The organism is Rothia mucilaginosa ATCC 25296, assembly GCF_000175615.1.
In the GTDB taxonomy this organism is placed as follows: domain Bacteria; phylum Actinomycetota; class Actinomycetes; order Actinomycetales; family Micrococcaceae; genus Rothia; species Rothia mucilaginosa.
On sequence record NZ_ACVO01000015.1, the window covers coordinates 434,763 to 450,325 of the forward strand.

Annotated in this window: 6 protein-coding genes; 4 read left to right on the top strand and 2 right to left on the bottom strand. The window is 64.5% G+C overall.

Annotated features, from left to right (window positions below):
- Positions 1-82 precede the first annotated feature (82 nt).
- Together ROTMU0001_RS05370 and ROTMU0001_RS05375 are read left to right on the top strand one after the other, a co-directional pair.
- Positions 83-3,961, top strand: a complete 3,879-nt coding sequence (locus ROTMU0001_RS05370) for a UrvD/REP family ATP-dependent DNA helicase (RefSeq protein ID WP_005508537.1) — start codon at positions 83-85, stop codon at positions 3,959-3,961.
- A 79-nt stretch (positions 3,962-4,040) separates the two neighbouring features.
- Complete coding sequence (locus ROTMU0001_RS05375) at positions 4,041-8,735, top strand: ATP-dependent DNA helicase (protein ID WP_005508538.1); 4,695 nt, start codon at positions 4,041-4,043, stop codon at positions 8,733-8,735.
- A gap of 1,056 nt (positions 8,736-9,791) precedes the next feature.
- Here the strand turns inward: ROTMU0001_RS05375 and ROTMU0001_RS05380 are convergent.
- Positions 9,792-10,793, bottom strand: coding sequence for a phosphotransferase (locus tag ROTMU0001_RS05380; protein WP_005508540.1), 1,002 nt, complete (start codon positions 10,791-10,793; stop codon positions 9,792-9,794).
- A gap of 327 nt (positions 10,794-11,120) precedes the next feature.
- On the opposite strand from ROTMU0001_RS05380, the gene ROTMU0001_RS05385 reads away from it, so the two are divergent.
- Entirely contained in the window at positions 11,121-13,055 is a 1,935-nt protein-coding gene (locus ROTMU0001_RS05385; protein ID WP_005508542.1) for an ATP-dependent helicase, read from the top strand.
- Positions 13,039-13,671, top strand: coding sequence for a M48 metallopeptidase family protein (locus ROTMU0001_RS05390; RefSeq protein ID WP_005508543.1), 633 nt, complete (start codon positions 13,039-13,041; stop codon positions 13,669-13,671). Before ROTMU0001_RS05385 ends, ROTMU0001_RS05390 begins: the two co-directional genes overlap by 17 nt.
- Positions 13,672-13,850: 179 nt before the next feature.
- Here ROTMU0001_RS05390 and ROTMU0001_RS05395 read toward each other — a convergent pair whose 3' ends face one another.
- A complete protein-coding gene (locus tag ROTMU0001_RS05395) occupies positions 13,851-15,314 on the bottom strand; it encodes a zinc-dependent metalloprotease (RefSeq protein WP_005508544.1) in 1,464 nt (487 codons plus the stop codon).
- Between the last annotated feature and the right edge of the window lie 249 nt (positions 15,315-15,563).

Below are 15,563 nucleotides of genomic sequence, written 5' to 3' on the forward strand. Positions count from 1 at the left end.
ACCGAGGCGGCACATAAGCAGCTGACGAGCCCACATGACCGCCCACAAGGTACAACCGCGCTACAGCCGATAGACTGAAACCATGACAACCCAACTTCTCACCGGCATCCCCGGAACCGGTAAAACCCACCACCTCACCGAACGCGCCCTGCGCTACCTCGCCGACGGGAACGACCCCGCCCGCCTACTCATCCTCGCACCCACCCGCACCGCCGCAACCCGCATGCGAGACACCATCGCCGCATCCAGCGACCGAAGCCTCTCCGTAGCACCCACCCGCGCCTGGGCAGCATACGCCTTCGACCTGCTCAAACGAGCCCAAACCCGCGGGCTACTCAGCGGCGTAGAAGGCAACCTCAAACTCCTCTCCGGCCCCGAACAAGACGTCATCATCGGCGAACTACTCGCCAACCACGCCGAAGGCATCGCCCCCGGACCCGCCTGGCCCGACGTACTCCGCGACGCCCTCGCAACCCGCGGCTTCCGCCACGAAATCCGCGACTTCTTCGACCGCATGGCAGAATACGACCTCACCGCCGAAGACGTACACGCCCTCGCCACCGAACACAACCAGCCCGCCTGGCACGCCCTCGCCCAACTGCACACCGAATACCGTGCCGTGCGAGCCCTCCGCGCCAAAAACGCCTACGACCCGGCAGTACTCATCAACGACGCCTGCCGGCTGCTACTGCGCGCCCCCGAATTCCTTGCCGAGGAACGCCGCCGCTACGACCTGATCCTCATCGACGACGTGCAGGAACTCAGCCCCTCCATCTACCGACTGTTGCGCCTCATCGCCGCAGAAGTCGCCCCCGCAGACGCCGCGCACCTGACCGAAACCCACCCCGACCTCTTCGCTGAAGGCCCCCAGGTTGTCATGACCTACAGCGATGAAGCCGTCGTCCAGGGCTTCCGAGGCGCCCGCCCCGACCTCGTCACCACCCTGCAGTCAAGCTTCCCGAGCATGCGTACCCGCACGCTCACCACCTCGTACCGCCTGCCCGCACTCATGATGCCGCTTGTGGCGGACATTCGCCGCCGCTTGCCGCGCTACACCCGGTTCGTGCCGCTCACCGCTGAACAGGAGGGGGCGAAGAATGGTGCGCAGGGAGGTGTAAAGAACGGCGCACCCGCGACCTTCGGACGCATCAACACCACCCCCGCAGACGAAGCCCTCACCTGGGGCGCCGCCGACGAACCGCTACTGCACCTGGGCGCCGACGGCAAAATCCTCGACCCCGCACACTACCGCACCGCACCCGCTGGCGTGTATAAGTATGCGCTCTCCAGCTCTCAGGACGAGGCGAACCTCATCGCCCAAATGCTGCTCGAAGAACGCATCTACGGCAACCACCCCTACCGCGAGTCCGCCATCATCGTGCGCAGCAGCGCGGACGTGGCGCGCATCCGCCGCGTGCTCTCCTCGAACGGTATTCCCTCGCGTACCTCCGCGGCGCTCGTGCCGGTGCGCGACGAGCCCGCCGTACGCCCCTTCCTCGACGCGCTCAGCCTGCTCGTCTACGCCCGCAAGCGCGGCGAGAAGGCGCTCAACCCCGCCGTGCACATGCCCGCCGCAGAAGGTGCAGAAGGTACGGAGGCGGCGGAGCGTGGCGGCTACGAAACCCTCAGCGTCACCGAAGCTGAAGAGCTCATGCGCCGAAGCCTCGACGACGTCATCGCCGAAGAAAGCCGCGCCAACCCCCTCGGCGGCGCGCAGAGCGCCATCACCCTGCTCACCTCCCGACTCGGTGGCGCATCCAGCATGGACGTGCGACGACTCCGCCAGCAGCTACGATCCATCGAACTGCAAAGCGGCGGCCACCGACCCAGCGACGACCTGCTCCTCGGTGCCCTGCTACACCCCGAAACCCTCCCCGAAGAGGGCGTAGGACGCGCCGTGCACCGCATCGCAGCCGTGCTCTCCGCCGGACGTAAAGCACTCGCCCGCCCCGAATCCACCAGCACCGAAGTGCTCTGGGCGCTCTGGGAAGCCAGCGGCCTCGAAAAAACCTGGGTCACCCAGTCGCGCAGCGCAGGCCCCGACGCCGACGCAGCCCACCGAAACCTCGACGCCATGATTGGCCTCTTCGAAGCCGCCGACCGATTCGACGAGCAGATGCGCGGCGCCGGTGCCGAGCAGTTCCTCGACTTCATCGACGCGCAGGACCTACCCATGGACACCCTCGCCGCCCGCGGCGTACGCCAAGACGCGGTCGAGATTCTCACCCCCGCGCTCGCCGCCGGTCAGTCCTGGCGCACCGTATATGTATGCGGCCTGCAGGAAGGCACCTGGCCCAACACCACCGTGCGCGGCTCCCTGCTGAGCACCGGCGACCTTACGGACCTGTGCGATGCGCGCCTCCGCCAGCGCGCACAGCAGGCAGAACAACAGGCGGGGGAGAGCGAGCAGCCGGTGCCGCCCGCCCGCATCCGTAGCTACCCCGAACGCGTACGCGACACCCGCCACGACGAGCTGCGCATGTTCGCCGTCGCCGCCACCCGAGCCAGCACCCGCCTCGTGCTCACCGCCGTGCGCAACGACGATCAGGCACCCGGTGAGTTCTTCGACTTCGTGCTACCCACCGACGCGGTCGGCGACTCCACAGACGTGCCCATCACCCGCGTGCGCCGCCCCGCCACCCTGCGTTCCCTCGTGGCGGAGCTTCGCCGCACCCTCGTTGAGGAATCGATGAACGCGATGCGTGCCGAAGACGCCCAGCAGGAGGACACACAGCAGAACGGCGCGCAGATGCACAACGCACCGGAGGAAGAAGCACTCACCCCGGAGGCTTCCGCGTACCGACTCGATGCCGCCTCCCGCACTCTGGCGCGCCTGGCGAACGCGCAGGCGCCCGGCGCCGCACCCGATGATTGGTGGGGCCTGCTGCCGCTTTCTAGCACGGAGCTGCTCTTTGCGCACCGCCCGGCGGACCACGCTGAGCTGGACGAAAACCACGGCGAAGACGGCGAAGAACCTGCCGAAAACCCAGCAGAAAACCCCGGCCGCCGCACGATTACGCTTTCGCCCTCGCGCCTGGAAACCATCCACAGCTCTCCGCTGGACTGGCTGGTTTCCGCCGCCCGCGCGGAAGCCCAGACTGACCTGTCACGCTCGCTCGGCACGCTCGTTCACGCCATCGCCGAGGAGTACCCGACCGGCACCCTCGAAGAGCTCCAAAACGCCCTCGACGAGCGCATTAGCTCCCTCGGCGTGCCCGCCCGCAAGGAGGACGAAACCGACGAAGAGTACCGCGAGCGCGTGCCCTGGGAATCCTACGCCCTCTACGAGCGCGCCAAGCGCATGATTCTGCGCCTGAGCTACTACTACCGTCAGCACATGGGCGACGCCGGCTGGCAGAACCTCGGTGTTGAAGGCTCCTTCGCGGTGCGTGTGCCCGTGCCCTTCGACCCCGCCGGTGAGGTTGGCGAGCTGGATGCGCTGCTCACCGGTCGTGTGGACCGCCTCGAGGGTACCGCCCCGGCGGAGGACGGCACCCGCCGCTACGCCATTGTTGACCTGAAAACCGGTAAATCTAAGCCGACCGGCTCGGAGATGGAGACGCATCCGCAGCTTGCCGCCTACCAGATTGCGGTGGAGGCTGGCGCGGGTGAGCAGCTGGAGGAGCGTTACCGCGCCGAAGCCGCCGCCCTGGAGGCGGGTGAGCCGCTACCAGATGCCCGCCCCCAGGAGCTGGAGTACACCGGCTATACGGGTCGTTCCGGCGGCGCGGCGCTCGTGCAGTTGGGCGCCTCGGGCGTGAACGACGAGAGTAAGACTCGCCTGCAGGTTCAGCCGGCTCTGACGGAGCACGATTCGTGGGCGGCTGAGCTGGTGCAGCACGCCGCGGAGCTGATTGCTGGCTCGCAGGTGCAGGCTCGTCACCGTGAGGGCGGCTATGGGTGCCGTCTGCCGGAGATTTGCCCGATTTGTACGCGCGGCCGTCAGGTGACTCAGCCCTAGTAGCCGCGTAACCCCCGTTTACTTTCGATATCACTCACCCCGAACCTCCCATGAGAATGATCCATGAGGAAGAGGAATCATGACTGACTCTGGCGCATACGGCGCTACTAACCCCGGCGCTCACCCCGGTTCTGGCACCGGCATGCTCACCCCCGCCCAGTGGTGCGAGCACAATAGCTGGCAGCTGCCCAACGGCGTGCTCTTCTCGGCTGAAGCCGCCGCGAACGACCCCGCGCTGAAGCCCGCGGGCTACCGCAGTGCCCTCGACATTGCCGAGATGCTCAACGGCGCCGACGGTAAGAAGCCGACCCCCGAGCAGGTCCGCATGATTGAGGCGGGCCCCGCCCCGACCCTCGTCATCGCGGGCGCCGGTTCGGGTAAGACCGCGACCATGGTTGACCGCGTGATTTGGCTGGTCGACAACGGTTTTGTGCGCCCTGAAGAGGTGCTTGGCGTGACATTTACCCGCAAGGCGGCAACCGAGTTGCGCAGCCGTATGCGTGCCGGCCTGAACACTCTGCGCCGTAGCCGCCGCGTCGCCCCGAGCGATGAGGAGCTGCGTGAGGGCATCGCTGACCCGACCGTGCTCACCTACCACTCTTACGCGAATAACCTCGTCAAGGAGTACGGTCTGCGCCTGGGAGTGGAGCAGGACGCGCAGATGCTTGGCGATGCGCAGAAGTGGCAGCTTGCCGCGCAGATTGTGCAGTACTGGGAGGGGGAGCTTCCCCTTGATAAGGACGGCGTGCCGGTGTCTGCGGCGACCATGATTAACCAGATGCTGCAGCTTTCTGACGAGTGCGCGGAGCACCTGGTGGAGCCGCAACAGGTTATTGACTTCTGCACCGAGCAGTTGGCGGCGTATGCGGCGGTGCCCGAGCCTCGCCGTGAGACGAAGACTGAGAAGGACATTCTGAAGGTCCAGCGTCTGCTGCGTAACCGCCGAGTGTACGCGCGCATGGCGATGAGCTACGCCCGCGTGAAGGCGCGCATGCAGGTGCTGGATTTCGGCGACCTGATGCGTTTTGCCGCCCGCATCGCGGAGGCTGACCCGGCGATTCGTGAGGGTGAGCGTGCCCGCTTCAAGGTGGTTCTGCTGGACGAGTTCCAGGACACTTCGCACGCGCAGATGAGCTTGTTCTCCTCGATTTACGGTGCCGATGAGGCGGCGGGTATTCCGGCGCATCCGGTGATGGCTGTGGGTGACCCGAAGCAGTCGATTTACGGTTTCCGTGGTGCTTCGGACGGTCAGATGTTCAGCTTCTACCGTCATTTCCCGACTAAGCATGTGCAGCCGCTGTTCCTGTCCATCGCGTGGCGTAACGACATTTCGGTGCTGAACGCGGCGAACCACGTGGCGGAGAAGCTGAAGGAGGTTCCCGAGTGGGTGCGTGCCGCCGACGGCGATATTACCGCCGCTCAGGTTCCTGACCTGCGCCCGCGCTGCGCCCTGGTTGGGGAGCCTGGTTCACCCGCTTTTGAGCAGGCGGCCGCGGGCATGGTGGGGCGCGTTGATTTGACGTACCACGACTCTGACCGCGAGGAGGCTGTGGCTATTGCCGAGCGTATTGCGGCGATGCGTGCGCAGGCGGTACGCGAGTATGAGCGCGCCTACGCGGCGCATCGTTCCGGTGATGGTTCGGTGCGTCCGCATCTGAAGATGCCTGAGATTGCGGTGTTGGCGCGTGTGCACGGTCAGCTGGACCCGATTCGTGTGGAGTGCGAGCGCCTGGGTATTCCGGTGCAGCAGGTGGGTTTGGGCGGTTTGCTTTCCCAGCCGGAGGTTGTGGACTTGGTGTCGGCGTTGCGTGTGCTGGCTGATCCGAACCGTTCGGATGCTCTGGCGCGCCTGCTGACGGGTGCACGTTGGCGTTTGGGCGCGGCGGATATGTTGGCGCTGGGCGATTGGGCTCAGTCGCTGGTGCGTGAGCGTGAGCGTGCCCTGCGTGAGCAGATGGCGTTGCGTATGCTCGCCGAGGCTGAAGACGCCGACGCAGCTGCTATCAACCTGCAGGCAGAGCACCTGCGCGCCGCCCAGGAGCGCCTGGACGAAACCCTCAAGGGCGCGGTGGAGGATTCCTCCGGCTACGCCTCCCTGATCGAGGCGGTAGAGAACCTGCCGCAGGATGGCGCGGACGGCGAACCCCTCTACGGTGAGCAGTACCGCGGCCGCCGTTTCTCCCCGGCGGCGCTGGAGCGTCTGCGTGCTTTTGCCGAGCAGATGCGCGTGCTGCGTGCCGGTTTGAGTGAGGACTTGGGCACGCTGCTGTACGAGATTGAGCGGACCACGCTGCTGGATATTGAGCTGGCGGTCCGCCCGGGTACCGACCCGCTGGGTTCACGCGCGAACCTGGACGCTTTCCACGAGGTTGCCGCTGCCTACGGCATGTCGGCGCCGCGTATTAACGCGATGATTTACGCCGGCTCTGACGGCGTGAGCGCGGAGGAGGGCGACCCGGGTGCGCGCCGCTTCCTGCTGTCTTCGGGCGGCGTGAGCTACGTGATGGGCTTCCTCGCGTGGCTTGAACGTGCCGATGACGAGGAGAAGGGCCTGGCGCTGGGCGTCGTGGAACCTGACCCGAACGCGGTGCAGCTGATGACCATGCACGCTGCGAAGGGCCTGGAATGGGATCATGTGCTTCTGCCGGGCCTGTGCGGTAGTGCGACCGGCGGGCAGACCCCGAACCTGTGGCAGATGTCGGCTAATGCGGCTCTGCCCTGGCCGCTGCGTGGCGACCGCGAGTACCTTCCGTCGATCCTTGAGACTCCGGAGGAGATTACCGCCTTCGAGAAGGCGAAGGACCTGGAAGACTACCTGGCCGAGCATAAGGACGATGCCGCCGAGCATGCCGGCATGGAGGACCGCCGCCTCATGTACGTGGCGATGACCCGTGCCCGTAACCTGCTGGCGTTGAGCGCCTACCGCTGGAAGAGCGCCGCTATGCTCCCCCTGCCGGTGCAGCCCTTCTGGGAGGAGCTGCTGGAGATGCTCTTCAACCCGTTCGTGGGTCTAGATGCGCCCTCTGTGCGTTTCGAAGAGACGATGGATACCCCCTGGGCGGCGCCGCAGCTGGTGGGTATGGGCCTGTCGTACACGATGCCGAACCCCGCCGATAAGCGCAAGAAGGTGCACCTGAACCATGTGCGCCGCTGGGTTGAGCAGCTGGCTGAGTCGAAGTACCGCCTGGTGGAGCCGGTAACCCTGGTGCACGGTACGGTCGTGGACCCCTCGAACCTGCCGCCTGCCCCCGATGAGGAGGCACTGCTGGAAGAGCTGGAACTCTATCCCGTAGACGCTGACGAGCTCACTCCCGTACAGGCGGAGGCGCGCGCGAACGCTCGGGCAACCTACGTCGAGCAGGTGCAACGCTACGCGTGGGCGCTGGTTGAGGTCATGGCCCCCGCCCTCGCACAGGATTGGCAGCTGGCGGCTCCTTCCGTACGAGCACGCACGGTGGCGGAGAACTGTACCCGCCTGAACCTGCCGGTGCCCGAATGGATTATCGAAGCCACCGAACGGGAGAAATGGCGTGAGGCGCAACCGCCTCAGCCCGGTTTCTCGCCCACGGTGGCGGCGGCGCTACCGATTGAGGTGCGCGGCCAGTTCGCCCAGAAGAACTACGAGGACAGGAACCCGAACCTGGGTGCGGTGCTGACCGCTATGTGGCCTTTTGACCCGCTGGAGCGCCCCGTGATTTGGCGTTGGGCTTCTGATGATGCCCTCAACCGGGGCACGGAGGCGGTGCTTCGCCGCGGCCAGCATGAGCAGCTGGAACGTGAGATTGCGATTAACTCCTCGAGCCGTCGCGAGGCGGTGGAGCGTGCCGCCCTGGCGGTGGAGCTTGCCGTCGGCGCGGGGGAGGACGACCTGCACCAGAGCGGGGATGCAGCGGGGGAGAGCGCAAACCACTCTGCATCCGCCATTCCCGAATCCCTGCGCCAGCAGGCGGTGGACTGGGAACGCGAAGCCGACCTGCTACTGCTCATGATGGGTCAGACCGACCCGGTGCTGAACGATCAGCTGCCCGGGCACCTGTCCGCATCCACGTTCATTCGCCTGAGCGAGGACCCGCAGGGCACGGTGCATCAGCTGATGCGCCCGGTGCCTCAGCGTCCCTCGCGTGCGGCAACGATTGGTACGGCGGTGCACGCGCTAATTGAGGAGCACTTCGGGGTGGCGCCGAGCGCCGACCCGCTGGAGGCACCCGACGCGGAGGACACGGTGGGCGTTGACCTGCCTGGTTCCGCTGCCGCCTCCGCCCCGCCTGCTGATTCTGTAGATCCGGCTGACCAGCAGGAACAGGACGAGTTCACCTTCGAGGACGACTTCGAGGAATCCGAGAGCGAACTGGACGCCTCCGTACAGCGCCTCTGGGAGCGCTTCGCCACCAGCGAGTGGGGCAGCGACGAGTGGAAGGACCGCATCTGGGCGGTCGAATACCCGGTCGAAACCCACATCGAGGGCGTAAGCCTGCGCGGCCGTATCGATGCGGTATTCCGCACCGAGGACGAGGACGGCGAACGCTGGGTGCTGGTGGATTGGAAGAGCGGTTCCCGCCCGAAGATGGCGACCATGCAGTCTCGACGCTTCCAGCTGGGCCTGTACCGCATCGCGTTCTCCCGCATTATGGGTATGGACCCGGAGCGTATCAGCACCGTGTTCGTGTACCTGGGCGGCAAGGGCGTTGCGGAGGTGTGGGATCACCAGATCCGCGGCGGCCTGCCCACGGAGGCGCAGCTGGCGAAGGTGATCCGTGAGGCGCGCAAGGGCTAGGTCGCGGATCTCAACAGCGAATCTCCCAGCGCCGGGCGGGCGGCGCTCGCGTGCTAGCGCTTACTGTCACCGAATAGAGAAAAGCAGCTCACGTAGGCGTTGCGCCTCGTGAGCTGCTTTTCTGCGCGGACTTTTACGGTTAATGGCAGAGGACGCCTCTTCACCCCACTGCATTAGGGTGATGAGGCGTCCTCAGCCGCTGAAGAACTATAGAGGTACTTCGTGCCCTCGCACGCTCCGGGAAAGAATCGCGCCGAACGACTGCCGCTCTCGCGGCCTCACTCGCGCCGCCGGCGCCCCGTGGGGTTTGCGTGCGTCTTTACTCTCAAACACAACCTCGAAAGTAACTCTATAGATTTCTGCCATCGGTGATTGGTTGCGCGGTGCATGAATCCGGCTCGGGTCTGACATGACCGGTCAGGGTCCCGTCCAATCTGTCTCCCCACTTTATCGCTGCCACGATATCAGCGCTGGTCAGTGCGCTATGGGGAGTGTGTCCGCTGGTTTTCTCGCGGCACAGCAAAAGTATTCCAGGAGTTTTTGAAAAAATCTACAGGGTAAGTTTTTACCCTAAAATGCATTATTTTGAGCATAGTTCAAGGTGAAGTTGATGCTCTGTGGACTCTTGAAATCAAAAGTTGGTTTATGTGGGTTTGTGGCGTATTAGCACCTGGGAAATATTGTGAATAACACCTTTAGCGCACCTTCAAGTCTCAGCCTTAATCTGAGTCATTCATGCACAAAAATGCAAAACTGGTGCTCAAAAGGTGAGGGGAAACACTTAAAGAAATTTTGTCAAAAAGGCCACTAAAGCCCCTCCACTAGCCCTTATAGGCATCATCCCGTCGGTTTGGCAGACAGTCAGTGACAGACAGTCAGGAGAGCTAGTTTCACCGGGCGCGAGTCAGCGGATATACAGCCCAGTAGATACAGTTCAGCCCCGCAGTGCAGTACTGCGGGGCTGAACTGAAAAACCTATGCGGCAGGTGACACCCTGGCTGGCAACAACCTGGCGGCTACTTACCTTATGAGCTACTCGGCGGGACCGACCAATATCTATTCGGCGGGGCCGACCAGCGGGCCGACCTCCTCCTGTCCGAGCAGTTCGCCGGAGGCACGCAGGTCGTCCTGAATGTCCAGGAGCATGGACACCGCGTGGGTTGCGCCGTCGCGGTCGCCAACCTCCACGGTGTGGGTGAGCCACTGGGCGATTGCGAACTCTGCGTAGAAGTTCGCGCGTTGCGCCAGGTAGGCGTCGGGCAACTGAGGCATCTGCTGGCGGTACACCTCGATGGCCTCGTCGGTGAAGTTGATGTCCTGGCAGGAGTACAGCCACGCGAAGTCCTGCGCGGGGTCGCCCACGTGCACATCGGACCAACCGGTGACCTCCACGATGCGCGCCTCCGTAGGAGTCACGTGCAGTACGAGGTTCTCTGCGCCCATGTCGCCGTGGACCACACGCGGGCGGAACTGCCACATTGGTCCGGGGGAGAGCACAGCACGCCAGTGCGCGAGCAGGTCGGCGGGCACCTTACCTGTTGCGGCGGCACGCTCCAGCTCGGCGTTCTTGCGCAGGCGAATCTGCTCCGAAGAGTAGGAGGGCAAATCGGCTTCGTAAATAATGTCTTCGGGCATCACGTGCAGGGTCGCAATGTCCTTGGCGATGATGGACGCTAGGGAGGGGCGGTTCGCCGCAACTTCGCGGCGGCTCAGCTCGGCGAGCTGGTCCACGTCGTATATGGTGCCGGGGATGTGCGTGTACACGAACACGTTGCCGCCCGCGTAGGGTACGGTACCGGCGACGGTGGGTACGGCGAAGGGCAGTCGTGCGCGCAGGCCGGGGCTGAACGACTGCAGGATGAGGTGTTCAGCTTCCAGGCGCATGCTGGCGTCGGGGCGGCGCGGGGCGCGCACTCGCCAGCGGCGACCGGTGGAGTCGGCGATGATTGCCGAGTCGAAGTCGTCGCTGTCTTCGCGGACCGGTTCGGCGCCGACGGGGTAAATCCCGGGCACTCCGGCGGAGACAATGGCTGCTAGCTGAAGGGGAGATAAAGTCACGGGTTAAGGTTACCAAACCAATGTGTGCCGTTTAGTAGTTTTTGGGATCTTTATGCCAAGTGGTGAAGATACATGTGGACAAGCCTAAACGTGCTCGCCTGCGCTGCCTGTTGAGCTTCTACTTGCCCACTCCAAAAGAGGCGGGTTCCTCACGCTCTGAATGAAAGCAACAGCTAAGAAGCCACGGCGGGTCTGGAGAACACAGTCTGGGAGAATACAATGGAAGACCGGCTATCACCGCCTCACGCGCCCGCATACACACATGCCCGTATGCCCGTGCAAGCGCATGCCGCCTGCCCGCACCGCCCGCCTTACTGATGGAGCATTATGACCGCAACACCTCAGCAGCCTCAGCATATGATCTCCGCAGACGATATCCTCGCCGGGCTTGACCCGGATCAGCGTGCGGTCGCCACCGAGCTGGACGGCCCCATGCGCGTGCTGGCGGGTGCCGGTACCGGTAAGACTCGCGCGATTACGCACCGCATCGCCTACGGTATTGCGATTGGCCGCTACCAGGGCCCGCGCGTGCTCGCCCTGACCTTCACCCTGCGCGCGGCGGAGGAGATGCGTACCCGCCTGCATCAGCTGGGTGCGTATGGCGTGCAGGCGCGTACCTTCCACTCGGCGGCGTTGCGTCAGCTGGCGTATTTCTGGCCGCAGGTGGTGGGCGGTACGTTCCCGTCCATCGTGCAGAATAAGGCAGCGCTCATTACGGAGGCGGCGAACCGTCTGCGCATCAGTACGGATCGTTCCCTGCTGCGTGATTTGGCGTCGCTGATTGAGTGGGCGAAGGTTCAGCTGCTCACCCCGGACACCATCATGCAGCGCCTGAGCGAGAAGCAGCTGCCCTCGGCGGTTACCCCGCAGAATATGCAGCGTATTTTCCAGGCGTATGAGGATTTGAAGGATGAGCGTAACCTCATCGACTTTGAGGACGTGCTACTACTGACCATCGCCATGCTGGAGGAGGACGAGAAGCTCGCCGCGACCGTCCGCAACCAGTACCGCCATTTTGTGGTGGACGAGTACCAGGACGTATCCCCGCTACAGCAGCGTCTGCTGGATGTGTGGCTGGGTGGCCGCGACGATATTTGCGTGGTGGGCGACGCCTCCCAGACGATTTACTCTTTTACCGGCGCGACCAGCCGTTACCTGCTGGATTTTGCGCGCCGGTACCGTGGCGCGCACACGGTGAAGCTGACCCGCGACTACCGTTCCCATTCGCAGGTGGTGGAGTTGGCGAACCGCCTGTTGGCGGCGCGCCGTCCGCATCCGGATTCGAGCCCGCATTCGTGGGCGCCGCCGCTGGAGCTGATGTCTCAGCGCGGCCCCGGCGTGGATGTGGAGTGGTTCGGCTATGCCGACGATGAGCAGGAGGCGGCAGGCATTGCCGAGGATATCCGCGACCTGATTGAGAAGGACGGCGTGCCGCCTTCGGAGATTGCGGTGCTGTTCCGCACGAACGCGCAGTCGGCGGCGATTGAGTCTGCGCTGGCTGCCGCCCACATTCCGTACCAGCTGCGCGGCGCGGAGCGTTTCTTTGAGCGCCCCGAGGTCAAGCAGGCGATGCTTGCCCTGCGCGGTTCGGCGAAGTCCACGGACGGTACCGAGGACGTCACCCGCTACACCCGCGATGTGCTCGGCGGCCTCGGCTATAAGGAGGAAGGCCCCCTTTCGGGAGGCGCCACCCGCCAGAAGTGGGAGTCCCTCGCCGCCCTGGTGCATATGGTGGATATGATGGCGCAGCACCGCCAAGAGCAGCTTCAGGAGCACCGCGCGAATCCTCGCCCGGGCGTGCCCGAGCCGCTCCCTTTGACCATGCACGAGGTCGTGGCGACCCTGAACCACCGCAGCGAATTCAACGACGCACCGCAGGTCAACGGCGTAACCCTCGCCTCCCTGCACGCGGCTAAGGGCCTGGAATGGGACGCCGTGTTCCTGTGCGGCCTGAACGAGGGCCTCATGCCCATTACTTTTGCGACCACCCCGGACGAGGTGGATGAGGAGCGCCGCCTGCTGTACGTGGGCATTACGCGCGCCCGCAAGTACCTGTGGCTGACCTGGACGATGACCCGCACAGTGGGTGGTCGTGGTCAGCGTAAGCGTTCGCGTTTCCTGGACGATATTGATCCGGCGAAGCGCCGCCGCAGGGCTGAGAGCGCTGGCTCCTCGTATAGCCAGGCCCGCTCAGCACGGCCTGGTTCGATGCAGGCTCGCCGTTCGTCGAAGGGAAGAGGAGACTATGGCTCAGCGTTTTAAACGTGAGATTCTGCCCGCCACCGAGGACCGCCCGCAGATTGAGCTGGTCCGCTCGGCGCGCCGCACCCGCACCATCAGCATGCAGCGCGACGGCGTGGACGAGCACGGCAACCCCGCCTACCGCCTGCTCATTCCCGCCGCGAGTACGAGCGAAGAGATTGACGAGCATATTGCCCGCCTGCTGCCGCGCATTCAGCGTCGTGCCGCCCGCCGCGAGCGTGCCACGCAGCTGACGGTCACGGACGAGTATCTGCACTCCCGTGCCCTGCATCTGGCGCAGAAGCACCTGCCGGAGCTGGTCGCCTCGGGCAGGCTCGAGAAGCTGTCGATTCGCTGGGTGAGCAACCAGCGTCAGCGCTGGGGCTCGGCAACCTACGCGAATACGCAGATTCGCATCTCCTCGGAGCTACAGGGCGTACCGGAGTACGTGCTGGATTCGGTGATTCACCACGAGCTCTGCCACCTGCTGCAGCCGAATCATTCGGCGGCGTTCCGTTCTCTGGAGGCGCGCTACCCGCAGCTGCTGCGGGCGCAGGCCTACCTGGAGGGGTACGCGCTGGGGCGCTCGCGTGCTGAAGGTGAACGGGGCGAGCACGGCGAAAACAGTGCGGACTAAAATCCCGCCAGCTAAAATCCAGCCGACTAAAGCGCTTCTCGAAAATCAAAGAATCAAAAACTAACCGAAACACCTCGAGCGGGGGTGGCTTGTGAATGTACAAGCCACCCCCGCTCGAGGTGTCAGCTATTTACTTTCGCCGCTCAGCTTTACTTCACTCAGCGTTACTTGGCTCAGCTTTACTTTTCTTCGGGCGCGTCGCCGAAGCCGCCGTCCAGCAGCTTCTGCAGCTCCGAGTCGAAGTCTACGTCGTCCAGGCTGATTTCGTTCATGCGCGCATCGTATGCGGTGAAGTCTTCCAGCTCGGCGGGGGTGGGCAGGGTCTCCGGGGTGTCCCAGAGGCCGTCGCGCGCCTCAATGCCGTGGGATTCTTCGTACCAGCGCCAGAACTGCTGTGCCTCACGCACCAGGCGCGGGCGCAGTTCCAGGCCGACCAGGTTCTCGAAGACCTGCTCGCTGGGGCCGCCGTCGATGCGGCGGCGCGCCATGATTTCGGTCAGCTGCGGTGCCTTGGGCAGGTTGCGGGTCGCATCCTCGGTGACGACGGATACCCAGCCTTCGATGAGGGCGAGCAGACCCTCCAGGCGCTGTACCGCCAGTTCCTGGTCTTCGGTGCGCTGGGGGCTGAACATGCCGCCTTCGAATGCTTCCTGTACGGCGTCGGGGTTGCTCATGTCCACCTGGGATGCGGCGTCCTGCATGCGGTTCATGTCCACGCGGATGCCGCGGGCGTAGCGCGCCACGAGCTGGACCAGGTCTTCACGCAGCCAGGGGTTTGCCTTGTGCAGGCGGATCAGCGCGGATTCACGCACGGCAAGGTAGAGCAGGACCTCCTGCGGGGGCACCTCGATGCTGTCGGCGAGCTGCTGGTAGCCGTTGGGCAGCAGCGCGGAGGAGCCGGGCGCGAGGGGGAAACCCACGTCGGTGGAGGAGTACACCTCACCGGCGAGCTGCGCGAGTGCCTGAGCCATCTGCGCACCAAAAATCACGGAACCAATGTTGTTCAAGAAACCGCTGTTGAGAATCTGCGAGATCTCTTCGGGCACGTCTTCAGGTGCGCCGGGCATGACCATGGACTGGGTGACTTCGGCTGCGACCGGCTCGACCATTTCGCGCCAGGAGTCGAAGGAATGCTCAACCCATTCGGCCTTGGACCATGCCTGCACCGGGTGGTTGTGGCGTTCAACGGTGGTTACGGCGTCCAGCCAGAGGTCGGCGAGGTTCGCTGCGTCTTCCACTGCACGCTTGAGGTTTTCGGGTACGGAGGGGTCTTCACCCATGGATGCGAGCATCTGGCGGGTCTGGTTCTTCACGTTATCCCAGTTCACGCCGCTGGGGCTGTCGGATGCGCCCGCGCCGGAGAACATTGCCTGTACCTGCGCGAACATGCTCTGCATCATGGCGGGGTCGAAGCCCATGCCCATGTTCTTCAGGTCTTCGGGGTCGATGCTGATGCCGAAGGGGTTCTGGCCGCCTTCGCCGAAGAGCGCGCCGAAGGGGTTCTGTGCGTTGGAGGAGGCGCCCTTACCGCCCTGGCCGGTTGCCCCTGCGGAGGGGTCGAAGCCCTGCTCCTGCATCTTCTTGAGGAATTCTTCGAGGGGGTCGCGCTCGTTGGAGGCGCCGCCGGTGGGGTTCTCAGACATGTGAAGCCTTTCGTAATCCGGGGGTGGGCGTAGCTGGCCCGCTCGCTGTCCAGCCTACCGATTTTTGCTGAGAATTTCCCGTGCCATTGCTGTGGAGGCGGGTTAATCAGCTGAGGGCTCACAAGCTTGTCTCTGGCGCCGGGGTTTGGGAGCTTTTTCGTGCCGCCGTCACCGTGCGGTGTTGACACAGCGCGGCGCGGGTCAGAGCGTGAACGCCTCCTGGTTGCTCTATTTTTAGCGGGGTGACAG

Coding starts and splice junctions, on each gene's coding strand:
- ROTMU0001_RS05390 (WP_005508543.1), top strand. CDS start 13,039: ATGGCTCAGCGTTTTAAACGTGAGATTCTGCCCGCCACCGAGGACCGC.
- ROTMU0001_RS05375 (WP_005508538.1), top strand. CDS start 4,041: ATGACTGACTCTGGCGCATACGGCGCTACTAACCCCGGCGCTCACCCC.
- ROTMU0001_RS05385 (WP_005508542.1), top strand. CDS start 11,121: ATGACCGCAACACCTCAGCAGCCTCAGCATATGATCTCCGCAGACGAT.
- ROTMU0001_RS05395 (WP_005508544.1), bottom strand. CDS start 15,314: ATGTCTGAGAACCCCACCGGCGGCGCCTCCAACGAGCGCGACCCCCTC.
- ROTMU0001_RS05370 (WP_005508537.1), top strand. CDS start 83: ATGACAACCCAACTTCTCACCGGCATCCCCGGAACCGGTAAAACCCAC.